General features: G+C 72.9%; 28 protein-coding genes. 12 read left to right on the top strand and 16 right to left on the bottom strand.

The features are described 5' to 3' along the window. Positions 1-88: 88 nt before the first annotated feature. The 4 genes from ACNF49_RS29180 to ACNF49_RS29165 all read right to left on the bottom strand — a co-directional run bounded on the left by ACNF49_RS29180 (position 89) and on the right by ACNF49_RS29165 (position 2,665). Positions 89-718 (bottom strand): response regulator, encoded by a 630-nt coding sequence (locus tag ACNF49_RS29180; protein ID WP_482939455.1) that lies wholly within the window; start codon positions 716-718, stop codon positions 89-91. Next, positions 715-1,809 carry a sensor histidine kinase gene (locus ACNF49_RS29175; RefSeq protein ID WP_482939454.1) on the bottom strand — a complete coding sequence of 365 codons (1,095 nt, stop codon included), beginning with the start codon at positions 1,807-1,809 and terminating at the stop codon, positions 715-717. Before ACNF49_RS29175 ends, ACNF49_RS29180 begins: the two co-directional genes overlap by 4 nt. Continuing rightward, on the bottom strand, positions 1,810-1,983 hold the full coding sequence (locus tag ACNF49_RS29170; RefSeq protein WP_482939453.1) for a hypothetical protein: 174 nt from the start codon (positions 1,981-1,983) through the stop codon (positions 1,810-1,812). It abuts the gene before it with no gap. Positions 1,984-2,197: 214 nt separating this feature from the next. Then, positions 2,198-2,665 carry a MerR family transcriptional regulator gene (locus ACNF49_RS29165; RefSeq protein ID WP_498703163.1) on the bottom strand — a complete coding sequence of 156 codons (468 nt, stop codon included), beginning with the start codon at positions 2,663-2,665 and terminating at the stop codon, positions 2,198-2,200. A 56-nt stretch (positions 2,666-2,721) separates the two neighbouring features. Here ACNF49_RS29165 and ACNF49_RS29160 point away from each other — a divergent pair, with 56 nt between their 5' ends. After that, positions 2,722-3,690, top strand: a complete 969-nt coding sequence (locus tag ACNF49_RS29160) for an NAD(P)/FAD-dependent oxidoreductase (protein ID WP_482939451.1) — start codon at positions 2,722-2,724, stop codon at positions 3,688-3,690. Between the two features lie 2 nt (positions 3,691-3,692). Then, entirely contained in the window at positions 3,693-5,162 is a 1,470-nt protein-coding gene (locus ACNF49_RS29155) for an MFS transporter (protein WP_482939450.1), read from the top strand. A 116-nt stretch (positions 5,163-5,278) separates the two neighbouring features. Here the strand turns inward: ACNF49_RS29155 and ACNF49_RS29150 are convergent, their stop codons facing one another. Both ACNF49_RS29150 and ACNF49_RS29145 read right to left on the bottom strand, forming a co-directional pair. Beyond that, on the bottom strand, positions 5,279-5,767 hold the full coding sequence (locus ACNF49_RS29150; protein ID WP_482939449.1) for an RNA polymerase sigma factor: 489 nt from the start codon (positions 5,765-5,767) through the stop codon (positions 5,279-5,281). Then, a complete protein-coding gene (locus ACNF49_RS29145) occupies positions 5,764-6,267 on the bottom strand; it encodes a hypothetical protein (protein WP_358009869.1) in 504 nt (167 codons plus the stop codon). The genes ACNF49_RS29150 and ACNF49_RS29145 overlap by 4 nt, the downstream gene beginning before the upstream one ends. A 72-nt stretch (positions 6,268-6,339) precedes the next feature. Between ACNF49_RS29145 and ACNF49_RS29140 the strand changes: the two genes are divergently transcribed. Beyond that, positions 6,340-6,774 (top strand): DUF3995 domain-containing protein, encoded by a 435-nt coding sequence (locus ACNF49_RS29140; protein ID WP_357986662.1) that lies wholly within the window; start codon positions 6,340-6,342, stop codon positions 6,772-6,774. Here the strand turns inward: ACNF49_RS29140 and ACNF49_RS29135 are convergent. Beyond that, positions 6,771-7,403, bottom strand: a complete 633-nt coding sequence (locus ACNF49_RS29135; protein ID WP_482939448.1) for a TetR/AcrR family transcriptional regulator — start codon at positions 7,401-7,403, stop codon at positions 6,771-6,773. The genes ACNF49_RS29140 and ACNF49_RS29135 overlap by 4 nt on opposite strands. A gap of 60 nt (positions 7,404-7,463) precedes the next feature. On the opposite strand from ACNF49_RS29135, the gene ACNF49_RS29130 reads away from it, so the two are divergent. The 4 genes from ACNF49_RS29130 to ACNF49_RS29115 all read left to right on the top strand — a co-directional run bounded on the left by ACNF49_RS29130 (position 7,464) and on the right by ACNF49_RS29115 (position 10,287). Then, positions 7,464-7,754 (top strand): antibiotic biosynthesis monooxygenase, encoded by a 291-nt coding sequence (locus ACNF49_RS29130; RefSeq protein ID WP_357986668.1) that lies wholly within the window; start codon positions 7,464-7,466, stop codon positions 7,752-7,754. A 64-nt stretch (positions 7,755-7,818) separates the two neighbouring features. Then, complete coding sequence (locus ACNF49_RS29125; RefSeq protein ID WP_482939447.1) at positions 7,819-8,736, top strand: ABC transporter ATP-binding protein; 918 nt, start codon at positions 7,819-7,821, stop codon at positions 8,734-8,736. Further along, the gene (locus tag ACNF49_RS29120; RefSeq protein ID WP_482939446.1) at positions 8,726-9,493 is read left to right on the top strand and encodes an ABC transporter permease; all 768 of its coding nucleotides are present in this window, start codon (positions 8,726-8,728) and stop codon (positions 9,491-9,493) included. Before ACNF49_RS29125 ends, ACNF49_RS29120 begins: the two co-directional genes overlap by 11 nt. Beyond that, complete coding sequence (locus ACNF49_RS29115; protein WP_482939445.1) at positions 9,490-10,287, top strand: ABC transporter permease; 798 nt, start codon at positions 9,490-9,492, stop codon at positions 10,285-10,287. The genes ACNF49_RS29120 and ACNF49_RS29115 overlap by 4 nt, the downstream gene beginning before the upstream one ends. 16 nt (positions 10,288-10,303) lie before the next feature. Here ACNF49_RS29115 and ACNF49_RS29110 read toward each other — a convergent pair whose 3' ends face one another. Then, complete coding sequence (locus tag ACNF49_RS29110; protein WP_482939444.1) at positions 10,304-11,047, bottom strand: hypothetical protein; 744 nt, start codon at positions 11,045-11,047, stop codon at positions 10,304-10,306. Between the two features lie 145 nt (positions 11,048-11,192). On the opposite strand from ACNF49_RS29110, the gene ACNF49_RS29105 reads away from it, so the two are divergent. Continuing rightward, positions 11,193-11,969: a hypothetical protein gene (locus ACNF49_RS29105; protein ID WP_482939443.1), complete on the top strand. Its 777-nt coding sequence runs from the start codon at positions 11,193-11,195 to the stop codon at positions 11,967-11,969. 39 nt (positions 11,970-12,008) lie between these two features. Here the strand turns inward: ACNF49_RS29105 and ACNF49_RS29100 are convergent, their stop codons facing one another. The 5 genes from ACNF49_RS29100 to ACNF49_RS29080 all read right to left on the bottom strand — a co-directional run bounded on the left by ACNF49_RS29100 (position 12,009) and on the right by ACNF49_RS29080 (position 16,395). Next, positions 12,009-12,713, bottom strand: a complete 705-nt coding sequence (locus ACNF49_RS29100; RefSeq protein ID WP_357986686.1) for a hypothetical protein — start codon at positions 12,711-12,713, stop codon at positions 12,009-12,011. Between the two features lie 276 nt (positions 12,714-12,989). Continuing rightward, positions 12,990-13,862, bottom strand: a complete 873-nt coding sequence (locus ACNF49_RS29095; RefSeq protein WP_482939442.1) for an alpha/beta fold hydrolase — start codon at positions 13,860-13,862, stop codon at positions 12,990-12,992. A 134-nt stretch (positions 13,863-13,996) separates the two neighbouring features. Continuing rightward, positions 13,997-14,959: an ankyrin repeat domain-containing protein gene (locus ACNF49_RS29090; protein ID WP_482939441.1), complete on the bottom strand. Its 963-nt coding sequence runs from the start codon at positions 14,957-14,959 to the stop codon at positions 13,997-13,999. A 171-nt stretch (positions 14,960-15,130) separates the two neighbouring features. Continuing rightward, positions 15,131-15,883, bottom strand: coding sequence for an SDR family oxidoreductase (locus ACNF49_RS29085; protein ID WP_482939440.1), 753 nt, complete (start codon positions 15,881-15,883; stop codon positions 15,131-15,133). 14 nt (positions 15,884-15,897) lie between these two features. Further along, positions 15,898-16,395: a carboxymuconolactone decarboxylase family protein gene (locus ACNF49_RS29080; RefSeq protein WP_357986698.1), complete on the bottom strand. Its 498-nt coding sequence runs from the start codon at positions 16,393-16,395 to the stop codon at positions 15,898-15,900. A 207-nt stretch (positions 16,396-16,602) separates the two neighbouring features. On the opposite strand from ACNF49_RS29080, the gene ACNF49_RS29075 reads away from it, so the two are divergent. Next, positions 16,603-17,511, top strand: coding sequence for an RNA polymerase sigma-70 factor (locus ACNF49_RS29075; RefSeq protein ID WP_482939439.1), 909 nt, complete (start codon positions 16,603-16,605; stop codon positions 17,509-17,511). A 40-nt stretch (positions 17,512-17,551) separates the two neighbouring features. Here the strand turns inward: ACNF49_RS29075 and ACNF49_RS29070 are convergent, their stop codons facing one another. Beyond that, entirely contained in the window at positions 17,552-18,295 is a 744-nt protein-coding gene (locus ACNF49_RS29070; RefSeq protein WP_482939438.1) for a VOC family protein, read from the bottom strand. Between the two features lie 46 nt (positions 18,296-18,341). Continuing rightward, the gene (locus ACNF49_RS29065) at positions 18,342-19,115 is read right to left on the bottom strand and encodes an alpha/beta fold hydrolase (RefSeq protein WP_482939437.1); all 774 of its coding nucleotides are present in this window, start codon (positions 19,113-19,115) and stop codon (positions 18,342-18,344) included. A 124-nt stretch (positions 19,116-19,239) separates the two neighbouring features. Here ACNF49_RS29065 and ACNF49_RS29060 point away from each other — a divergent pair, with 124 nt between their 5' ends. The 3 genes from ACNF49_RS29060 to ACNF49_RS29050 all read left to right on the top strand — a co-directional run bounded on the left by ACNF49_RS29060 (position 19,240) and on the right by ACNF49_RS29050 (position 20,899). After that, a complete protein-coding gene (locus ACNF49_RS29060) occupies positions 19,240-19,494 on the top strand; it encodes a hypothetical protein (RefSeq protein WP_482939436.1) in 255 nt (84 codons plus the stop codon). A 53-nt stretch (positions 19,495-19,547) separates the two neighbouring features. Beyond that, positions 19,548-19,976 (top strand): NUDIX hydrolase, encoded by a 429-nt coding sequence (locus ACNF49_RS29055; protein ID WP_482939435.1) that lies wholly within the window; start codon positions 19,548-19,550, stop codon positions 19,974-19,976. 110 nt (positions 19,977-20,086) lie between these two features. Further along, entirely contained in the window at positions 20,087-20,899 is an 813-nt protein-coding gene (locus ACNF49_RS29050; RefSeq protein WP_357986715.1) for a hypothetical protein, read from the top strand. 308 nt (positions 20,900-21,207) lie between these two features. Here ACNF49_RS29050 and ACNF49_RS29045 read toward each other — a convergent pair whose 3' ends face one another. Further along, on the bottom strand, positions 21,208-22,365 hold the full coding sequence (locus ACNF49_RS29045; RefSeq protein ID WP_482939434.1) for an MFS transporter: 1,158 nt from the start codon (positions 22,363-22,365) through the stop codon (positions 21,208-21,210). Positions 22,366-22,435 lie beyond the last annotated feature (70 nt).

Below are 22,435 nucleotides of genomic sequence, written 5' to 3'. Positions count from 1 at the left end.
GCGCTGCTCACCGCCGAACCGTCGGCTGACGGCGAGGACGGCCATCGGCGGCTGACGCGGGCGGCTTCAGGGGTGCAGGCGGGCCTGGTCAGAGGCTCTCGCGGACGTAGTTCGCCGCCTCGGTCCTGTTGCGGACACCGATCTTGGCGAAGGCGTTGTTGATGTGCGTCTTCACCGTCGTCTCCGCGATGACGAGGGTGGCCGCGATCTCGCCGTTGTGCAGCCCCCTGGCGATCAGCCGCAGCACCTCCACCTCCCTGGTCGTGAGCCCGTCCGGCAGGTGCGTGACCGGCTCGGGCCTCTGCCGCGACAGCGCCTGGACCAGCCGCCTGGAGACCGGCTCGGCGAACGTGGACTGGCCCGAGGCGGCCGAGCGCAGCGCCGCGGCGATCTCGGCCCGGCCCGCGTCCTTGGTGAGGTAGCCGCGGGCCCCCGCCAGCAGCGCCGAGGTGATCGATTCGTCGTCGTCGTAGGTGGTGAGCACCAGCACGGCGATGTCCGGATGGTCCCTGGTGATGCGCCGGGTCGCCGCCACGCCGTCCATGACCGGCATCCGCAGGTCCATCAGCACGACGTCCGGGCGTTCCGCCGCGACCAGCGGCAGCGCCTCCTCGCCGTTGGCGGCGTCGCCCACCACCTCGGCGCCGTCCATCAGCGAGATGAGCGCCACCAGGCCCTCGCGCATGATCTGCTGGTCCTCGACCACCACCACCCTCATCCGGGCACCTCCGCTCTCACCAGCCAGTCGTCGCCGTCCGGGCCCGCATCAAGGATCCCGCCGATCAGGGCCAGCCGTTCCCGCATGCCCGCCAGGCCGTGGCCGGGCGGGCCGGCCTGCGGTGCGCCGAGCGGGTTGCGGACGGTCAGGGTGACCATGGTGGCGGTGTAGGCGAGGGTCAGCGAGACCGGGGCGCCCGGGGCGTGCCTGGCGGCGTTGGTGAGCGCTTCGCGTGCCGTACGCAGCAAGCCCACCTCGACCGCGGGGGCGACCTGGCGGGAGACGCCGGCGGTGCGCATCGCGAGTTCGGCGGAGTGGTCGCGGCGGTGCGCGTCGGCCAGCGTGGACAGGGCCTCGGGCAGCGGCGGGACGTCCTCGCGGAGCGCGGCCACGGCCGCGCGGGCCTCGATCATGCCGTCGGTGGCCAGTCGCAGCGAGCGCTTGACCCGCTGAGCGGCGCCCTGCACGTCGCCCTTCTCGGTGAGCAGCACCTCAGCCACCTCCAACTGGACGCGGAGCGCGCCGAGGGAGTGGGCCAGCACGTCGTGCAGTTCGCGGGCGATCCTGGCCCGCTCGTCGAGCGCTACCGCCCTGGCCCGGTCGAGGCTGCCCTGCCGGTACTGGCGCCGGTGCAGCGCGAACATCAGCGCGATCACCAGCACGGCCGCAAGCGCCGCCATCGAGGCGAGGGGCCGCCCTGACAGCGCCATGCCGCCGACCATGAGCGCCATGTCCATCGCCGCGACACCGAGAATCACCCAGACGGGCGGCGTCAGGTGCGCCGCGAAGAGCATCAGCTCGGCGAAGAGGAAGATCACCCCATCGGTGTCGCCGGGCCCGACGGTCACCGCCGCCAGGACCGTCCCCGCGGCCAGCAGCGTGAGGGCAACCCGGTGGGCACGCCGGTCGAGCACGACGAACCCCAGCCAGCAGGCGAGCGACCCGCCCAGCGCCGTCCACACCAGGACGGGCTTGGCGGCGGGCGTCGCCGTGGCCAGGGTCAGCACGAGGAGCAGCGTGATCACATGGCGGATCAGCTGCCCCGTCTCAGGATCGTCCGCCGACAGCAGCCGGCGGACGTTTCCCCACACCTAGTGCGACCCCCTGCTCAGATTGACCACCATCTCCATCATCAGCAGCCGGAAGGCGATGAACCCCACGACCACCACGACGGCGGCGACTGCCAGACTGATGATGACCTTGCCGTTCATTTTTCCCCCATTCGAGTCCAGGATTCGCCGGAAGACCCAGAGCAGCTTCTCCATGGCTCGACGGTAGGAAGAGAGCGGGGTGGAGTCGCACCTACGAACGGTGGAGATCCGGGTGGAGATCCGGCCGGCATCGCCGGCCCCCTGCTGCAGAGGCGCGTCGGTGCCGCTCGCCCCGCAGGTCGGCGGGCTTGCGGCTCTCAGCCCCGGCGGCCGGCGGTTTGTCTGCCGGCCCGCTCCGCCATCGTGGGCAACCCTGATCACCCGCCGGTCAGGGCGTCTCGTCAGCCTCTCCCGCCGGCCTCCCGCCTGCGGCGGGGGTGGTGTTCGGCACCATGCATCCCTCGTCGTGGACGTGCTGTGGGCCGGCCGCGCTCTCGGCCAGGCGCTGGTAGTCGGGGCAGCGGGTGAAGTCGTCCGCCCTGCACTGCATGAGGTGCTCGATGAGCGCCTTGGAGGCCGATATCTCGTGCAGCCGGCGTTCCAGCTCCTCATGGTGCTGCTGGAGGATCGCCCGGCGCTCGGCCCGGCCCGAGACGGTGAGGACGTCGCGGATCTGCTCAAGGCTCATGCCCGCCGCCTTGGCGCGAATGATCGTCAGGACCCGGATGACGTGGTCGCGCGTGTAGCGGCGGCGGCCGTTGACCCTGGTCGCCGGGGTCAGCAGGCCCATGGCCTCCCAATGGCGCAGGACGTGCGGCGCCAGGCCGAACTGCTCGGCGAGCTCCCCGATCCGCATCGAGCCACTTGACTTCATGTTGACATTAACTTGCAGACTTGCCTCCACGTCAAGTCATGACCGTTCATGGGAGGCAGGAGATGTTCGACGTCGTCATCGTGGGCGGGGGCCCGGCCGGCATGGCCGCCGCGCTGGCCCTCGGCCGGGTCCACCGGCCGGTGCTGCTGATCGACGGTGAGGAGGGCCGCAACGCCGCCGCCGCGAACGTGCACAACTTCCTCACCCGGGACGGCACGCCACCCGCCGAGCTGCGCCGCATCGGCCGCGCGGAGCTGGCCGCATACCTGGCGGTGCAGACCAGGACGGGGGCCGTCACCCAGGCCCGCCCGCTGGACGGGGACGGCTTCCACCTGGAGCTGTCCGACGGCGGCACCGTGTCCGCGCGGCGCCTGCTGCTGGCCACCGGGCTGGCCGACGACCTTCCCGGCCCGCGCGGGGTCGAGGCGCTGTGGGGCCGTACCGCGTTCCACTGCCCCTACTGCCACGGCTACGAATGCACCGGCAAGCGGGTCGCGGTGCTCGGCGCGGACCCGTCCCGGGTGCGGCTGGCGCTGCAGTTGAGCCGCTTCGCCGCCGACGTCGCCTTCTGCACCGGCGGCCTGCCGCTCGACCCGGCGGCGCGGGCCACCCTGGAGGAACACGGCGTCTCCGTGCGCTGCGAGCCCGTCGCCCGCCTGGAGGGGACGGACGGCCGCCTGGAACAGATCGTGTTCGAGAACGGCACACCCCTGGCCCGGGAGGCGGTGTTCGTCGTCAACGTGCCGCGCCAGCGCTCCGACCTGGCCGACCGGCTGGGCTGCGCGGCCTTCGCCGACGGCTGCGTGGAGGTGGACGAGTTCGCCAGGACCAGCGTGCCCGGCGTGTACGCGGCCGGTGACATGGCGCGGCGGGCGAGCGTACCGGCGCCGCTGGCCGCGGTCGTCGCCGCGGCGGCCGGCGGCACGGTCGCCGCGGCGGTCATCGACCAGGACCTGCTGTGCGTCGACTTCGCCCTGCCCAACCCGTTCGCGCGGGCAAGGGGCTGATCGTGTCCGCAGACCTCGTACGGCCGGCCGCCGTTCCGCTGACGGGCGGCAAGGTGCCGCTGGCCACGGCCGGCCTGCTGATCGGCATGCTGCTGTCGGTCCTGGACCAGACCGTGGTGGCCATCGCCCTGCCCGACATCGCCGCCGACCTGGGCGGCATGGACGCGATCGGCTGGATCGTCACCTCCTACATACTGGCCTCGACCGCGACCGGCGCGCTCTACGGCCGGATCAGCGACCGGTTCGGGCGGCGTCCGGTGTTCGTCACGGCGGTCGCCGTCTTCGTCGTGGGCTCCGCGCTGTGCGGCCTGGCCCAGACGACACCCCAGCTGATCGCCGCCAGGACCCTGCAGGGCGTCGGCGCCGGGGCGCTGTTCGTGCTGCCGACGATCGCGCTGTCGGAGCTGTACCCGCAACGTCTGCGCGGCAGGGTCCAGGGCTTCACCGGCGGCGTCTTCGCGCTGGCCAGCGTGGGCGGCCCGCTCGCCGGTGGCGCGATCACCGACGCCTGGGGGTGGCGCTGGATCTTCTACGTCAACCTGCCCCTCGGCCTGCTCGCCATGGCGCTCACCGCCTTCGCGCTGCGGCTGCCCAGGCAGGGCGGGGACGGGAAGGTCGACCTGGCCGGGGCCGCGCTGATCGCGGGCGCGACGGTGAGCCTGCTGCTGGTGGCCGAATGGGGAGGCCGCGCCTTCGCCTGGACGTCCGGCGCGATCCTGGCGCTGGCCGGCGCGGTGGTGGTGCTGGCGGCCCTGTTCGTGTGGCGGGAACGGCGGGCGGCCAACCCGCTGCTGCCGCCGCGGCTGTTCACCGACCCCGTCCTGCGCGTCGTGCTGCCCGCCACCGCGCTGCTCGGCGCGCTGCTCGGCGGCTCGATCGTGTATCTGCCGACCTACCTGCAGGCCGCGTACGGCATGGGGGCCACTCAGGCGGGGCTGGCGCTCAACCCGTACGTGCTGACGTTCATGGCGGTCTCCTCGCTCGCCGGCGCCCGCATCAGCGCGAGGGGCCGGTTCAGGCCCTACCTGATCGCCGGTGCGGCGGTCGCGGTGCTGGGGTTCGCGCTGCTGAGCCGGCTCACCCCGGGCACGCCCTACGCGGTGCTGGCCGTGGAGATCGCGGTGCTGGGGGGTGGGGTTCGGGCTGTTGATGCAGAATCTGGTGGTCGTCGCGCAGAACGCGGCCTCCCTCGCGGACCTGGCCGCCGCCACCTCGGCCGTGGTGTCCGTCCGGGGCCTGGGGCTCTCCCTCGGCGTGGCCGTCTTCGGCACCCTGCTCAGCCGGGAACTGCAGGGCCGGGCCCCGGGCCCGGCGGCGACGGTCGCCGCCGTCCCGGACGTCCTGTTCTGGGGCGCCCCGGCCGCCGCTGTCCTGGTGGCGCTGATGGTGCTGCTGCCCCGCAAGGGCCGGCGCGCCGCACCGGAGGAGGCGACGGCCTGAGCTCCGGCAGGCGAACGGCCGCCGGGACGTGACTGCGGTCAGGTCCTGGCGGGGATGCGCTTGCCGAGGTTGACGAGGAACAGGATCAACCCGACCGTCAGCACGATGTGCCCCAGCCCCGCGATCCCGGGGATCGCCGGACGGGCTCTCAGCCCTGCCAGGCGCGGCGGAAGCTCGCCCGGGCCCGGTGCAGCCGGGACTTGACCGTGCCCGACGGCACCCGCAACATCCGCGCCGCGACGTCCTCCGGCACCCCTTCCAGGTCGCGCAGCACCAGCACCGCCCGATGCTCCGGCGACAGGCGCTCCAGCACGTCCCGGATGTCCACGGCACGCTCGACGTCGTGCGGCGAGGGCACGCCGACCAGTTCCGCCGGGCTGGAGCGGCCGTCGCGCCGGGCGATCCGGACGGCCTCGCGCACGGCTATCGCCCGCGCCCAGCCGAGCAGGGCCTCGGGTTCACGCAGGTCACGCAGATGCCGGAAGATCGCGATCAGCGCCTCCTGCACGGCGTCGGGCCCGCTGTCCAACGCGATGGGCCCGCAGATCCGGCCCAGGTACGGCGTCAGCTCGGCGAGCAGGTCGTTCATGGCCATCGTGTCCCCCCGCTGGGCGGCGAGCACCCGGGCCGCCGTCATGACGCGCCCCCGGCGTCCCTGACCACGGGCCCGCCGGCGTCCCGGGCCGCGACCCGGGACGCGAGCCTGGCCAGCGCCCTCTCCCCCGCCACCCGCACGCCCCAGGGCACCAGCGCCGCGCGGCCCGGGACGCGCACCCCGCCCGTCTGCGCGACCAGCGTCCCCTCCGGCACGGCCGTCGCGGCCAGGCCGACGAGCAGGAACCGGCTCTGCATCCAGCACCAGCCCGGCCGCAGGTCGACGTCGAACCGGGCGCGCATGCCGTACCGGCTGCGGGCCCTGGCCACGAGGCGGCCGTCGTCCGGGCCCGTGGACTCGACGGTGAGATGCCGCATGTCGGGTTCGAACGTGCCGAACTCCTTCTCCAGATCGCTCACCACGGCCCAGACGGCCGCGAAGGGTGCGGGAATGACGCGCTCGGCGACGGACGCCCCGGGAATGGCCGCGGCCAGCGCGCGCAGGCGGCGTACGGGGTCCAGATCGGCAACAGGCCAGCTCATGTCCATCCAGAGGCGGGAGAGGCGCGAAAGGTTCCATGGAACCATCGCGAACTTCGCCGCCTCCTGCCGGGCATGAACATCTCACGCCTCGGCGCCCTGACCGCCTCCATCCTGCTCACCGACGCCGCCGCGCACCTGTACTGGCTGACCGGCCGCACGTGGCCCGCCCACGACGTCGGATCCCTGTCCCTGGCGGTGCTGAACTTCGAGGTGCCGTTCACCCCGCGCGTGCTGGTGCCGCTCGTCGTCGTGCTCGGCACCGGGGCGGCGGCGGTCCTCGCGTGCTCGCGCGGCCGCGGCGGCCTGCCCGCCCGTCTGATCACGGCCGCCGTCACCGCCGGGACCCTGGTGCGCGCGGCTGCCGGGCTGGTGTGGATCGCCGGCGTCGGCGCGGACACCGCGACGCCGTTCTACTGGCTCAACCTGTTCCTCTACACGCCCCTCTGCGTGGTAATGGCCGCGGCGGCGGCCGTCGTCGCGGCCCGCCGCGGCTCCCGGCGGCTCTAGTCCGAGCAGAGCTGGGCGTGCAGGGTGCGGAAGGCCCATTGCTCCCAGCGCTCGCGCGGCCAGCCGCGGGCGTGCACGAACAGCAGGTACAGCTCGGGGCTGAGCAGGCCGTACAGCAGGTCGGCGGCCTCCTGCGCGGACACCTCGGCCCGCGCCCCGGGCTTGCCCACCAGAGCCTCGGCCGCGTCCCGCTGGACGACGTAGCGGGGATCGACGTCGTCCGGCCACAGCGCGGCCACCTCGGGGTCGCTGGCGACGGCCGCCTCCAGGACCTTGCCGATCGGCGCGACGCGCTCCAGGACGGAGCTGGTGCCGGCGACGTGGGCGCGCAGCAGGTCCTGGGCGGTGCCGGCGGCCAGCGCCGCCGCGTACCAGGGCCGGTCCATGGTGGCCACCGGCTCGTCGTCGCCCGCGATCGTGACGTCGACCAGCTCCTTGAGCAGGGCGCGCTTGTTGCCGAAGACGAAGTAGATCGTCTGCACCGCGACCCCGGCCTTCTCGGCGACGTCCTGCAGGTTCGTGGCGCCGTATCCGTCGCGCACGAACAGCTCCAGCGCCGCGTCGAGAATGCGCCTTCGCGTCTCCTTCGCCTTCTGGGCCCGCTTGTTCGTCCGCTTGACATCACTCATGGCTAGAGTCTATCTCTAGATTCAGTCACTAGAAGTCAACTCTAGAGAGCAGGTCTAGCCATGACGGTCATCAGCGTCACCCGTTTCCAGGCCGATCCCGCGGACGCCGAGGAGGTCCAGGCCCGGCACGCCGCCCTGGTCACCGCCATCAGAGCCACCGGGCCCGGCCTCACCGAGGCCCGCCTCGGCCGCCTGGACGACGACACGTGGGTCGGCGTCTGGCGCTGGAACTCGGCCGCCGCCCTGCAGGCGGCCCGTCAGGCCGCGCCCGGCACCCCCGCGGCCGTCGCCGCGTTCGCGGTCGTCCGCGACGTCACGGCGCAGGACATCGAGGTCCTGGCCGAGCTCTGACGGCCTGCCCCGGCTCCCGGCCCGACGCCGCGAGCCGGGGTTCCCCCCGAATCGAGGAGAGAACATGATCGAAATCGACGCGTTGACCAAGGTGTACGGATCGGCGCAGGTCCGGGCGGTCGACGAGGTGTCCCTGCACGTCCCCGCCGGGTCGGTCTTCGGCTTCCTGGGTCCTAACGGCGCGGGCAAGACCACGACCATCAAGATGCTGGCCGGGCTGCTGACCCCCACCTCCGGCCGGGTCCGGCTGGCCGGGTTCGACGTGGCCCGGCAGCGCCGGTCCGCGATGGCACGGTTCGGCGCGGTGCTGGAGGGCTCCCGCAACGTCTACTGGACCCTGTCGGCCTGGCAGAACCTGATGTACTTCGGCCGGCTGAAGGGCCTGCGCAAGGCCCGGGTCGCCGAGCGGGCCCAGGATCTGCTGACCGATCTGGGCCTGTGGGAGCGCCGCCACGAGAAGGTGGGCGGCTTCTCCCGGGGCATGCAGCAGAAGGTCGCGATCGCCGTCGCCCTGATCGCCGACCCGCCCGTCGTGCTGCTGGACGAGCCGACCCTCGGCCTGGACGTCGAGGCCACCCGTACCGTCAAGAACTGGATCGCCGAGCAGGCCCGCGAGCTCGGCACCACCGTGTTGCTCACCACCCACCAGCTCGACATCGCCCAGGAACTGTGCGACCGGGTGGCCGTCATGCGCCAGGGGCGGCTCGTGGCCGACCTGCCCACACGCGAGCTGCTGGCCCGCTTCCGCGAACGCGACCGGTACGAGATCCGCGTCGAGGGAGCCGCGCCGCCCGGCTTCGACGCCGAGACCCGCGACGGCGTCACCACCATCGGCGTGCGGGTGAGCGATCCGGCCGAGGTGTACGACGTGGTCGGGCGGCTGCGCGCGCACGGAGCGGTCCTGGAGTCGCTGACGCAGGTCCAGCCCGGCCTGGAGGACGTGTTCCTCGCCCTGGTGAACGAGCCGTCCCATGCTGCCTGACATCCTGCGCGCCGAGATCGGCAAGGGCCTGCGGGTGCAGCTCGCCCACCCGGCCGGGCACGTCGTCACGCTGCTGATCAGCACCATGATGTACCTCGGCCTGCAGTTCGTGCTGGGCCAGGGCGAGCTGCGCCAGGACCTGCTGCCGACCACCCTGGTCGCGATCGGCGGCTACTGGTTCCTGCAGTACGCCGGCCTGGTGATGGTGGCCGACCTCGTCGAGGAGATACGTGCCGGCACCTTCGCCCAGTCCCAGATGAGCACGGCGCCCCCGTGGTTGCCGATGCTCGGCCGCCTGCTCACCGCGTCGGTGTTCGGGCTGGCCGTGGCCGCCGTCGCCGCTCTCGTGCCGATGCTCCTGGCCCAGATCGCCGTCCCGTTGCGCTGGGCCGCGCTCCTGCCCGCCGCGCTGCTCGGGGTCAACGCGCTGGCCTTCACCTTCCTGCTGGCCGCCCTCGCCCTGGTCTCCCCTGCGGTCGGCGCGCTGCAGTCGCTGTTCACCTCGCTGGTGCTGCTGCTCAACGGTTCGTTCCTGCCGCTGCACCTGTATCCGGACTGGCTGGCCTCGGTGGCCCGGCTCCTGCCCACCACGCTGGGCGTCGAGGCGCTCAACCGGACGCTGTTCGAGGGCGGCACCCTGGCCGGGCTGTGGACCGGCGGCGCGCTGCCCTGGCTGCTGGTCCACACCCTCGTCCTCGCCGCCGTCGCCGGTCTGCTGTTCGTCCGCAACCACCGACGAGCCCTGGAGGCGTCATGACCTTCGTCCGCGGATTCGCCGCCGAGGTCCGCAAGGGGCTGATCGGCCTGCTCGCCGGATGGCGCGAGGTCGTCCTGGAGATGCTCACGTTCCCGCTGTTCTACCTGCTCATCGTGCTGTTCATGGGACGCGGGCAGCTGCGCGCCGACCTGCTGGCGCCGGTGTTGCTCGGCATGGTGGCGCTGACCTTCGTGCACGAGCAGGTCAACCGCGTGTTCTGGAGCTACCTGGGCGACATCCGGTCCGGCGTGCTGGAGCAGACCTACCTGACCCCGCTGCCCTCGGCCGCGAGCATCCTCGGCCGCCAGGTGGCCGCCGTGATCGCGGCCGTGCCCGCCGCGCTCGCCGTGCTGGTCACCGGCGTCACCGCCGTCGCCCTCCAGGGCGGGCGGCTGCCCGTCGACGCGCAGATGGTCGTGCCGCTGGCCGCGATCGTGCTGGGCACCTGCGGGCTCGCGCTCATCCTGTGCGGCCTGTGCCTGGTGTTCAGGCGCATCGAGATCGTCACCCAGCTGTCCGTGGCCGTCTACGCCATCGCGGGCGGCACCCTGGTCCCGCTGGCCGCCATGCCCGAACCGGTCGCCTTCCTCAGCCGGCTGGTCGTCCCCATCGCGCCCGGCATCGAGGCGATGCGCGACATCCTGCTCGGCGGGCATTCCCTGGCCGCCCTCCCGACCGGCTGGGGCCTCGGCTGGCTGCTGGCCCAGCCGCTGCTGATCACGGCGGCCGGGGTGGTCCTGTTCCACCGGCTGGAGAACGTCGCCCGGCACCGCGGCACCCTCGGCCGTTCCTAGGGGGGCGGGTGACCCGTCAGGGCCCGACGCGCCGCACGGTGATCTCGTACTGGTCCACGGCGCCCTCCCACCGGGCCACCAGCGCGCCGCCCTCTTCCCTGGCCCTGCGCATGTCCTGACGGCACAGGGCCAGCTCGTCGGAGCGGGGGTCGCAGAACGCGCGCAGGTGCGCCCGGAGCCCGTCGTGCTCCACGGCCGCGAGGGCCGCCTCCGTCTCCGGGTCGCCCCCTTCGTACGGCACGAGGCTGTCGAAGCCGTCGCCCATGCCGGTGGCGACCCGGAGGGCGTCGAGGAGCGTGCCGTCCGAGGCGATCGTGGCGCTCGTCACGCACCAGGCACTCGCCGGCAGGTCGACCCCGTGGCGTGCCGTCAGGCGCGCCAGCTCGGCGCCGCCGACCTGGGGCCAGCGGTCGGAACCGGTGACCTTGACGGCCACCAGCTCCTCCCCGAAGCCGACCGGGAACCGCGCCGCGGCGTCGATCTCGAACAGCGACCGGCTCGGGTCGAACCGCAGCTCGGGGTAGCCGACCTCGTCGAGCAGCAGCAGGTTCTCGCTGGACACGGTCGCGCGGCCGGCGAGGGCGGCCGGCGCCGGCCACGCCGGATCCCTGTCGAATCCCGTCTCGTGGAGCCAGTTGCCGCTGTAGCAGGCCGCGTATTCCGCCTCGGGGTCGAAGCCGGAGACGGGGTGGTCCAGCAGGACGCCGAAGGCCTGCCTCAGCGACGACTCCCAGTCGTCACCGGTGGTGGGGGCGGACATCACGTTCGCGCCTTTCCTCAGTGGGGGGATCGTGACGCGCGGCGCGCCCGCCGTCTGGCGTCACTTCTCATGATCGATTGTAGAGTGAGGGATTCGTCCCCCTCTGCAGTCCAGGAAGCGTCCCGTGTTACGTCACCGTTCGGCCGTGCCCGCCCTGCTCCTCACCGGTCTGTACGGTGCCGCGCTGACGGTCGCCGCCGTCGTCGCCCTGGTCTCCGGTGAGCTGGGCCCGTTGTGGGGGCTGACGCTGTTCTCGGCCGTGACCGAAGGCGTCGCGGCCACCGGGCAGAACCTGTTCCTCCTGGTCCTGGCCGGGTTGTGCTGGTCCTGGGGCATCTGGCAGATCCTGCGCGGGCCGTCGGCGGGGCCGCCGCCCCCGCAGGACCCCGACACCCTGCGGTTGCGCCTGGCGCTGTACGCCTCGGCGGCCACGACGTTCCTGCTCCACCTCACCACGTCGATCTGGGCGGACACGACGGTGATCGACTCCGCGGTGACGTGCGTGGTCGTGGTGCTGTTCACGCGGGTGCTGGGCCGCGGCCGGCCGTACATGCGGGGCGCCGGGCTGCTGGGGTACGGCGGATTCACCGTCATCGGCGCGCTCGACCTCCTCGGCCTGTCCGTCCCGGAGGGGGTGGAGCTGGTCTGCGGCCTGGCCGGCCTGGCCTGGACGATGCTGGTCCTGCGGGCCCAGGGCTCCGACGACCGCTGGGGGACGGCGACCGTCGCGTACGGCATCGCCGCCCTGGTGACGCCGCTGGTCCTGGTGCTGGCGGCGTTGCCGTTCACCGGCGAGGAGGGCGCGGTGGAGGCTCTCGGCGTGGTCTCGAGCGTCCTGACGATGATCTGGCTGGCCCGCTCTGCCCACGACCTCGCCGCCCCGCGCCGCCGACCGGCCCCCGAGGCCATGCTGGAGGCATGAGCTCGGGGCGGGCCGGCGACCGGGGCGAATGACCGCGGCTCAGCGTCTGCGCGGCCTAGCCCTCTCGGTCGAGGTGGACTCTCGCGGCAACGACGGTCTGGCCAGGGGCGCCAGCGCCGGCCCCTGCCACTGCCGAGGCCGCGGCCTGGCCGCCCCCGACCCCGCCCCCTTGTCGCCGTCAGGATCCCCGCCGTCGATGGACAGGATGCGGCCCTTGAACATGGGGTGCCTGGTCTCCCAGTACCGCCAGCCCTCCACCCTGGCCGGCACGTTGGCTATCCCCGAGCCGATCTCGACCTGCTTGCAGGTGCCGAGTACCGACCAGGCCGACCACCCGATGCGGTAACCGAAAACGCGGTACCACATATTGCCGTACATCCCTTTGGTGATTGTCCGGCTGTATTCATGGCCGGTGAAGACCATATGCCGCTCTTCGAGATGTGGCACGCCCATCTTGCGCAGGTTGCGCACCAGATCTCCGGTCGTGATCACGAGTTGCTGCTCGTTCTCCGTCTCCCGGAACGCCCTCACCTCGTATTCCCGGGTCACCGTCACCGTGATGGTGCCGCCGGGGCCGTCAATGTAGCGGGTACGGGGAATGAAGAAGTTTCTCGGCGAGAGCGAACGGATTTTGAAGAAGGTGTGCGGGTCGCACCGCCCGTCGCCGTCCGCGTACGCGGCCAGGGTCGCGCCGGGGGTCATGGCGAGGACGAGGGCCGTCGAGAGCGAGCCGCGCACGGCCACTCGTGTCATGGTCCGCCCAAGACGAGGCGCCGTCGGCCGGGTGGGGTTGCTGAAGGCTTTTGCTCGTATATGGGGTGAGAACATGTACCGTTCCTTCCGGAAATGCAGCCCGTAGTCGCTATCCGAAGCCGTAGACCGGGATGCGGCCTTTCCGCACGCCGAGCAGGGCATCTAGACCGGTACGATGTTTACACTTGCCACGAAACACTCATCGACGCCACACCGAAACCGCATTCCCGGTGACCGGCAAGATTCCGTTGTCTGAGTGCCAATGGCTCAGGGGTGCCGCTCGGCGGGATCGTTCTCCTGAACCCGCGACCGTGTGAAGGCCCGGATGCGTTCCGCGATGACCTCGGGGGCGTTCAGGTCGGGGGCGTTGTGGTCGAGCCCGGCGATGATCTCGTGCCGGGCGTCGGGCATGAGGCGGGCCAGCCGAGCCGGCACGCCGGTGAGGTAGCCGGGGGACCTGTCGCCGCCGAGCAGCAGCGTCGGGGAGCCGACGCCGGCGTACCTGCTGCCGTCGGAGTCAAGGCGGACGATCTCGCCGATCTCGGCGGGGGTGGTCGCCATCATCGCCCGCGTGTCGCGCCCCTCCGCCCCGCGCAGCATCAGGAACGCCAACGCGCGGAACACCGGCGCCGGCGCGTCGCCGACCGGAACCAGGCGGGTGGCCTTGAGGAAGCCCGCCATCGCCGCGGTGTGCCTGCCCTCCGCCAGCCGGCGCTCGAACGCCGGCAGCCACCGGGCGGGGAAGGAGCCGTCGATGCTCACGCCCGGTTCGTAGACCATGAGCGCGGCCACCTCGCGCCGCAACCCGAGGTGCAGGGCGACGAGACCGCCGTAGCTGTGCCCGAAGACCAGCCGCGCGCCCGTGCGCTCCATGACCGCCAGCGCGTCGTCGACCTCGGTGTGCACGCCGTACGCCGGGCCATGCGGGCCGCTGGCGCCGCGTCCGCGCCGTTCGATCACGTGCACGCTGTGCGTGCCGGACAGTTCTCGCGCCAGCGCCTCGTAGTGGTGGGCGCGCCGGTTGTTCCCGGGTATCACCAGCAGCCCCGGCCCCCGCCCGGCGCTGAGCACGGCGATCGTCGTGCCGTCCTTCGAGGTCACGTCCGTGCTCTGCCATCGCATCGACTTCTTGCCGCCCATCACGCCCTGCCTTCACGTCGGTGGAGACAGCAGCCTGGCCGCCGAGGCTGTCACCCGGCTGGCAGAACGCTGGCATCGACCCCCCGCACGAAGGGGCCGGGACCGCTCGCGGGCGGCACGGCCCGGCCGCCGGATCAGGCCCAGTGGTCGCCGTCGGGCAGCCGCAGGTACGTGGCCGGTTCCGTGAGCGAGCGGGCGTCGGCCGGGCGCAGCCCCGCGCCGGCGAAGCAGTACGCCTCGGCGCATCCGTCGTACAGGTACTTGCGCAGGACCTCCTCCGGCGAGTCATCCGGGGACGCGTCGCCGCCGCCCGGATGGGTGTCCCATTCCTCGACCTCGCCGTCGCGGAAGACGCTGCCCTGGTTGCCGCTCTTGGGATTGGCGTACATGCCGTAGGCGACCGTGCCCGCCGACAGCGCCTTCATGACGCCGGGCGCGGCGGCCGTGTACCCCCACTCCTGGAAGACGACGCAGCCGCCGGGCACGTCGGTGACGCCGACGAACCGCATCGCGTCGTCGTCGAAGGGATCTTCCTCGACCTCTTCGAGCTCCTCCTCAGTGGCTGGTTCGGCGGCCAGGAGCCGCGCCGCCTCGGCCGCGCTGACACCGCGCACGCACGTCAGGCTGAAACCGTCGCCGTCGAGGCCCTCCAGCACCTCGACCAGGCGCGCGGCCTCGGCCACGGCCGCCGTCTCGGCCTCGGTCAGCCGGGCGTGGCCGGGCGGGAACGGGAAGAACAGGCCGGGCGTCGGCCCGGCCATGCTGAGCCGGCCGGGCGACCAGCCGCCCATCATCGGCCGCCACGGGTCGGCTCCGGCGGAGACCAGCGCACGGGCGTTGTCCGGCTGGTCGTGGAAGACCGCCTCCCAGAGCGCGGTGCGGCCCTCGTACTCGGCGTCGACGTCGGCGACCCGGCCGGCCAGCTCGGCGACCACCTCCGGCGAACCGCGCTCCGCCGCGATGTGCAGGGGACGCTCGAAGAAGTTCGTGCCTTCGTCCGGATCGGCGCCCGCGGCCAGCTTGGCGCGGACCAGGGCGAGGTTCTTCCAGGAGTCCCATCCCAGATCGGACCAGCCGGGGGTTTCCTGTACGGTCATGACAGCTCCTTCAAGATCCGTTATGCGGAGGCGAGCGGTGCCATCATGGCGCAGGGCACGGACAATTTTCGAAGATCGTCGAGACGCCCGCGCAGCCGTCACCTTCCGGGGACGCCCACACAGGGAAACCCTTGTCCCCGGCGCCCCACCGAGGACAAGGGCGGGGCCGGATCAGGGCTGGGCGTCGAGCCATTCCTGGAAGGTCGGGCCGGCCAGCGTGGCGTGCGGGCCGGGCAGGAACGCGCCGGCGGCGGCCAGCTCGGCATCGGGCATGCCGGCGCCGTCGACGCCGACGACCTTGACACCCCGGCGGGCGCCCAGGAGCCGGGCCGCCTCCGCCAGCGTCTCCCTGCGCGGGCCGGCGATCTCGGGGATCGGCGTGCCGGGCACGGCGGGGGCGGTGGCCAGGTCGGCCAGTTCCTCGGCCACGGTGCGGCAGGCCACGAGCTGGGTGGGCAGCGCCGGTACGTGGGCGACGTCACCGGGCTGCCAGTCCAGCAGCCGGCCCACGAACTCGTGGAACTGCGCCGCCCGCAGGACGCGGACCGGAAGCGGCCCGGCCAGCAGCAGCTCCTCGTGCACCTTCTTGGCCGCGAGGAAACCGGCGGTGGCCTTGTCGGCCCCGATGATGGACGCCACGGCGATCCGCGCGACCCCGGCCTCGCGGCCGTACTCGTGCAGGTTGCGGGCCGAGGCGCGGAAGAACTCCGTCGCCGCCTCCTGGTCGGAGGAGTGCCACGAGGCGACGTCGATGACGACCTGCGCCCCGGTCAGCGCCTCGGCGAGGCCCTGACCGGTGACGACGTCCACGCCGGTGGCGCGGGACATCGGCACGACCCGGTGCCCCCTCTCGGTCAGGACGTCGACGACGTGGCGGCCCAGCCGGCCGGTCGCCCCGGCCACGGCGAACGTGGTGATGCTCATGTGATGTGCCTTTCTCACTCGCTGTAGTTCCGGCCGGGGGGCATGCCGGGGATGGGCTTGGCGATGAGGGCCGCCGGGGTGAAGAAGCCGATGTGGGCGATCGCCATGACGAGCGACCACATCTCCCTGTCGTCGTGCAGCGCCGACGCCCTGGCGTACAGCTCGTCCGGGACGCGCTCCCCCGACGGGTTCGGGGTGAGGACCGCCTCCACCAGCTCCAGCGCGACGCGTTCCGCCTCGGTGAAACAGGTGGCGTCCCGCCAGGTGGCCACGGCGGTGATGCGCTCCTCCGGCTCCCCCAGCCCGCGCAGGTTGGCGGTCTCCCTGACGGTGAAGTACGTGCTGCCGAGCAGCTGCCCGGCGCGCAGTTGCAGCAGGCCGATGGTCACCGGGGGGATCACCCCGTTCTGGAGCGCCTTGTGCAGGCCCTCGCCGACCACCGCCATCTCGGGGAGGAAGGGGAGAGGATTGGGCATGCGCGACCGCCGGCCGGTCGTCGTGGAGGTGGACATGAGGAAGACTTCCCTTCTCGTTCTCGACTCGTCGTCGTGCCGTGCGGATGGTCCGCGCGGCGTCACGACCACGAGACGCCGCCGCCCCGGCCCGCGTAACAGCGATGCCCCTGTGACGTAGGCCACTGGCCGGCGGTGTTACGCGGCGGTGCGGGGCGGCGTCTTGTGCGTGTGGCAGTGCGGAGAACGGACAGGCAGGAGCGGGACATGACCGATCGGAACGAACCCGGCGGGCCGCCCGGCCGCGCCACCCAGGTGTTCGTCGCGCACCGCAACCTGCTGTTCACCGTCGCCTACGAGATGCTCGGCTCCGCCGCCGACGCCGAGGACGTCCTGCAGGAGACCTGGCTGCGCTGGGCGGACGTCGATCACGGCAGCGTGCGGGAGGAGCGCGCCTACCTGGTCCGGATCGTCACCCGGCAGGCGCTCGACCGGCTGCGCGCGCTCGGCCGGCGCAAGGAGTCCTACGTCGGGCCGTGGCTGCCCGAGCCGCTGCTGACCGCGCCCGACGTGGCCGAGGACGTCGAGCTCGCCGAGAGCGTCTCCATGGCGATGCTGCTGGTGCTGGAGACGCTGCAGCCGACCGAGCGGGCGGTGTTCGTGCTGCGCGAGGTGTTCGAGCTGGACTATGACGAGATCGCCGAAGCCGTCGGCAGGAGCCCGTCAGCGGTCCGCCAGATCGCCTACCGGGCGCGGGCGCACGTCGCCGCCCGCCGGCCGCGCGGCAACGCCTCCCCGGCCGAGACGCGAGCCGCGCTCCGGGCCTTCCAGCGGGCGGTCGAGACCGGCGAGCTGCAGAGCCTGCTCGACGTGCTCGCGCCGGACGTCGTCGCCCTGAGCGACGGCGGCGGCCTCAGGCATGCCCTGCTGCGGCCCGTCGTGGGCATCGACAACGTGGCCCGCCTGCTGGCCACCGGCTGGTGGAAGCACGACGCGGACAGATCGGTCGAGCTGGTGCAGATCAACGGCGGGCCCGGGCTGCTCGTGCGGATCGACGGGGAGATCGACGGAGTGGTGGCGGTACGCGTGGAGAACGGCTACGTCACCGGCGCCTACCACGTACGCAATCCCGACAAGCTTTCGCGGATGGGGCGGGAGACCGCCGTGACCCGCTGAGCGCGGCAGGTCGGCACGGGTCAGCACGGGTCAGCGCGGGTCAGCGCGGGGCGCCGAGGACGCAGAACTCGTTGCCCTCGGGGTCGGCCATGACGACCCACGGGACGTCGCCCTGGCCCACGTCGGCGGGCGTCGCGCCCAGCTTCGCCAGACGGGCCACCTCCACCGCCTGATCGGCGCCGCGGTGCGGCAGCAGGTCGATGTGCACGCGGTTCCACACGGTCTTCGGGCCGGGCGTCGTGCGAAGGAACTCCAGGTAGGGCCCGACACCCTCGGCCGCGCGCAGGCGCGCGTGATCGTCGCCGGCCTCGTGCACGGTCCAGCCCGCCGCCTCGCCCCAGAACCGGGCCATGGCCCGCGGGTCGGCACAGTCGACCACCACCGCGGCGATCGGCCCGGTGTCCCGGTAGATCTCCCGGGGCTCCAGCACGCAGAACACGTTGCCCTCCGGGTCGGCCATGACCGTCCACGGGACGTCGCCCCGGCCCACGTCGGCGGGCGTCGCGCCGAGCTCCTCCAGGCGGGCGACCAGCTCCGCCTGATGGGCCTCGGAGGTGGTGGCGAGATCGAGGTGCACGCGGTACCTCACCGTCTCGGGGTCGGGGACGGCGACGACGTCGACGCAGACGGCGCTGGGATCGGGCCAGGCGAAGCCCACAGGCTCGACGTTGGTCACGCCGGGGCCCTCGCTGGAGACGCCCCAGCCGAGCGCGTCCGCCCAGAACCGGCCGAGCGCCGCGTCGTCCCGAGCCTTGAAGTTCACCTGAACCAGCCGCAATGCCATGCGATTCACCCTATGCCCGGCGGCCGGGCCGCCGCCTCCGCGCCGGTCAGTCGGCGAGGACGACGTCCAGGAGCCGTTCCGGAGCGCGCAACGGCAGGTAGTGGTCGGCCGCGGCCACGATCTCCAGGCGGGCGCCGGGGATGCCCTCGGCGAGCCGGCGGGCGATCACGCCGATCTCCGGGTGGTCGTGGTCGCCGACCACCACGGTCGTGGGCACCGTGACCCGGTCGAGGAGCTCGACGGCGCCCACGTCCCCGAAGCGGGCATGGCCCTTCTCGGCGGCCGCCCGCACCTTGGCGTTCTCGGTGACCATGTCGCAGATCGTGGCGTATCCCGGCGCCCGGTCGCCCAGCGACGCCCACAACGTGAGCTCCATCTCGGCCAGGCGGGCGGCGTCACCCTCGCGGTCGGCCGCCGCGTAGGCGTCCAGCTCGGGAGAGCGCGGCCAGTCGTGGCCACCGGCCGACGCCCCGACCAGGGTCAAGGAGCGCACCCGTGCCGGGTGCTCCAAGGCGAAGTCGAGCGCGACCTCTCCGCCCATGCTCAGCCCCACCAGCGCGGCACGCTCGACGCCGAAGTGGTCGAGGACCGCGAGCAGGTCGTCCTCGAAGCGGAACGGGGCGGTCGGCGGCGTCGAACGGCCCAGGCCCCGCGCGTCGTACCGGATCACGGTGCGGTGGCGTGCGAGTTCGGGGAAGACGCCGTCCCAGAGGCGGCTGTCGTGCACGGAGCCGTGCAGCAGGACCATAGGGGCACCGTCGCCGGCCTTCTCGGCCCACAGGCGGCCGTCACCGGAGACGGGGATGTACTCGATCGTCATGGGAGCGATTCGACCACACTCCAGGAGAAGGACGTCCTGGCTGCGGAAATCATCCCCGAGGGGGACGGGGAATCAAGGACCGCTTTGACGACCGCGGAAAGGGACGACTTCTACCGTTCGACCCATGGTTATCAACACGAACACATTCCGCCGCGCCGCGGCCGGTGTCGGACTTGTCCTGGCCACCCTCGCCTTCCCCGCCGCGGCCCAGGCGGCCACGGCGCAGACCTCCACCACCCCCGTCCTGGTCGGCGTCTACCCGACGTCGGACGCCTGCGCTCGGGCGGCCGCCCCGTACACCGCCGCCGGGAAGACCGCCTCCTGCCGCCTGAACAGCATCTACGCCAAGCCCCCCTACTGGCTGCTGTACGTCTCGTAGGCCGCCCCTCGAACGGCGGGATTCTCGGCCCGGCGCCCTGCGATCATGGAGGGATGCCCGAGCCGAGAATCCGCGTCGCCGCCTACGTCGTCCGCCACCGGACCACCCCCGAACTCCTCGTCTTCGATCATGTCGACGCGCCCGAAGCGGGCACCCAGGTTCCGGCGGGCGGAGTGCTGCCGGACGAGAGCCTGGAACAGGCCGTCCTGCGGGAGGTCGCGGAGGAGACCGGCCTGACCGAGGTAGCCGTCGTCGGGCCCATCGCGGTCGACCACGAACCTCGTGAGGACAACGGCCAGCCCCGGCGCACGACGTTCTTCCACCTCACCGCCACCCCTGACAGCGCCGACGCCTGGCGCCACCGTGTCCATGGCGACGGCTCGGACGCCGGCCTGGAGTTCGCGTGCCGCTTCGTCCCCCTGCCGCTTGCAGAGGGGCTGGCCGACGCCCAGGACGCGTGGTTGGGTCGCCTCCAGGGATGAGCCCCGTCCCGGACCTCGCGCTCTGGCGGGGGCGGGGCCGGGCATGGACACCGGCCGGGGCATCTGACACGATCGCCGTCCGGCTCCGTCCCCGCGGTGAGGGGGAACCCGTGCTCCGACCCGTCGCCGTCGTGGCCGCGCTCGCACTCGGCCTGGCGATCGTGCTCACCTCCGCCTCCAAGGCGGCTCCCCGGTGGGAGGTGTGGGCAGCACTCGCCCTGGCGCTGACCGCCGCCTCGGGCGCCGTCCTCGCCTACGGCGTCCAGCGCTGGAGGGAGCTGGCGGCCCTGCGTCCCGCACGCGTCCGCGAGGTGCTCCGGCCGCTCGGCGCCCTGTTCCTGGTGGCCCTGCTGCTGGTCGTGCTCGCCCTGGTCCTGTCCCCCGATCCGCTCGCCGGCTGGCGGGGCTGGGCGCTGTCGGCGATCGCGTGCCTGGGCGCCCTTCCGGCCGTGGCCACGATGTCGGGCATCCGCCGGTCGGCCGGGGCGCTGGAGGGCGGGCCGGGCACGCGGGCGGCCACGCTGATCAGCTTCCGGCGGCTGCTGCGGCGGCTGCTGGGCGCCGTCGGCCTGCTGGTCGCGCTGGCGACGCTCGCGCTCGGCGCCTCTCCCGCTTCGTCACCCCAAGGAATCGTGCTGATCTTTGGCGGCAACGGGTCACTGCTGGTGGCCCTGGCCTACGTCCCGGCCCGCGCCGCGCTGCGGGAGGCCGCCACCCGACTCTGCGACGACCTGCTGCCCCTCGGGGACGTGGACGACGCCGCGACGGTGGTCGCCCGGGCCGAGGAACGCGCGAAACTGGAGCAGGTCCTGGAGGTCGACCACAACCTCATGACCGACCTGCAGACGGGCCTGGTGATCCTCGGGCCGCTGCTGTCCAGCGCCGCCGCCGCGTTCCTCCCCGGAGCCACCGGGTCGGGCTGACAGGGGCAGGCCCGATCCCAGCTGTCCCGGCGCGGAAGGCATGGTACGTCCCAGCCGTGACCGGATGAGGACATGGGAGAGTGATCCTTAAGGGGATCTCGCTCCGGGCGGATGAGGCGGGGGGCGGGCCGGTGAGGACCGGCCGCCGGTGACCCGGTCATGACCGGGCTGGTTGCGGCGCCGGACGGCACGATCTGGGCTCTCGGCCGACTCCAGGGCCAGCCCCCGCGCCAGGTCCTGTTCACGTTCGAGAGGGGTGTGCGGCGGGAGGCGCGGGCCGGCAGGCGCCTCCCGCCCTGCATCCCGGATCAGCGAGCCCCGGTCAGGACGGCTGAGGCGCGGCGGACGGTCGTCAGGTGGTGGAGCAGCGCCACGGTCGTGACGCCGGCGGCCGGCAGCCCCAACGCCGCGGGCACGACGGCGAACCACTCCTGGACCAGCCCGCCCAGCCCGCCGCCAAGAGCCATCCCGATGTAGACGGCCGAGGAGTTGAGACCGAGCAGGACCGGCGCCGCGGCCGGGCCGAGGGCGATGAGCCGATGCTGCTGGGGCACGACGACGACGCCCACGGCCGCCCCCCAGACCGCGGCCCATACCAGGGTCGACACGAACGTGCTGGTCACCACCGGCGTGAGCGCCAGCGCGACGGCGGCGACGACGAGGGGCCAGGTCAGCACGCGCGCGGGGTCGTACCGGTCGACCAGTCGTCCGGCGACGATGTTTCCGGCCAGGACGCCCACCCCCCAGACCAGCAGGATGGCGGCGAACAGCGGTTCGGAGCCGCCCGTCGCCTCCCGCAGGGCCGGGCCGATGTAGGTGTAGAGGGTGTAGGCGCCGAGGAAGACCAGCGTGGTGACGGCCAGCAGCGCCACGACCCGGCCCTCCTTCAGCGGACGCAGCCGGTCACCCAGCGAGGCCGCGGGAAGCCGCACCTTGGGCAGCCCGGCGGCGATCCCCAGGGCCGCGACCAGGCCGACCCCGGCGACCGCCCACAGGGTGACGTGCCAGTCGGTACGGCCGATCAGCGTGCCGAGCGGAAGACCCAGCGCCGTCGCCGCCGTGAGCCCGCCCAGCACGAACGCCAGAGCCCTGCCCCGGCGTTCCGGAGGCGCTATGGCCCCCGCGGTGCTGGAGGCAGCTGAGTTGATCATTCCGGCCCCCGCCGCGGTGACGACGCGGGCGATCATCACCACCTCGTAACAGGTGCCCAGGGCGGTGACGGCGTTGCCGGCCACGAACACGCCCAACGCGATCAGCAGCGCGGTCCGCCTGTCCAGCCCACCGGTGAGCGCGCCCATGATCGGCGCCGACAGGGCCATCACCAGGGCGAACACCGTCACCAACTGCCCGGCGACGGGAGTCGAGACCCCCAGGTCGGCGGCGATGGCCGGGAGCAGGCCCGCGATGACGTAGCTGTCGGTGCCCACGGCGAAGGTCGCCAGGGCCAGAGGGAGAAGTCGTCGCAACACCGGACGGTGCCACCTTTCCATAGGGACCTCGGACGTATCGAGGGGGAACCCTACGGAATACATGGAT

This window comes from Actinomadura sp. ATCC 39365, from assembly GCF_054392275.1.
This window is presented reverse-complemented; position numbering and strand designations above follow the sequence as displayed.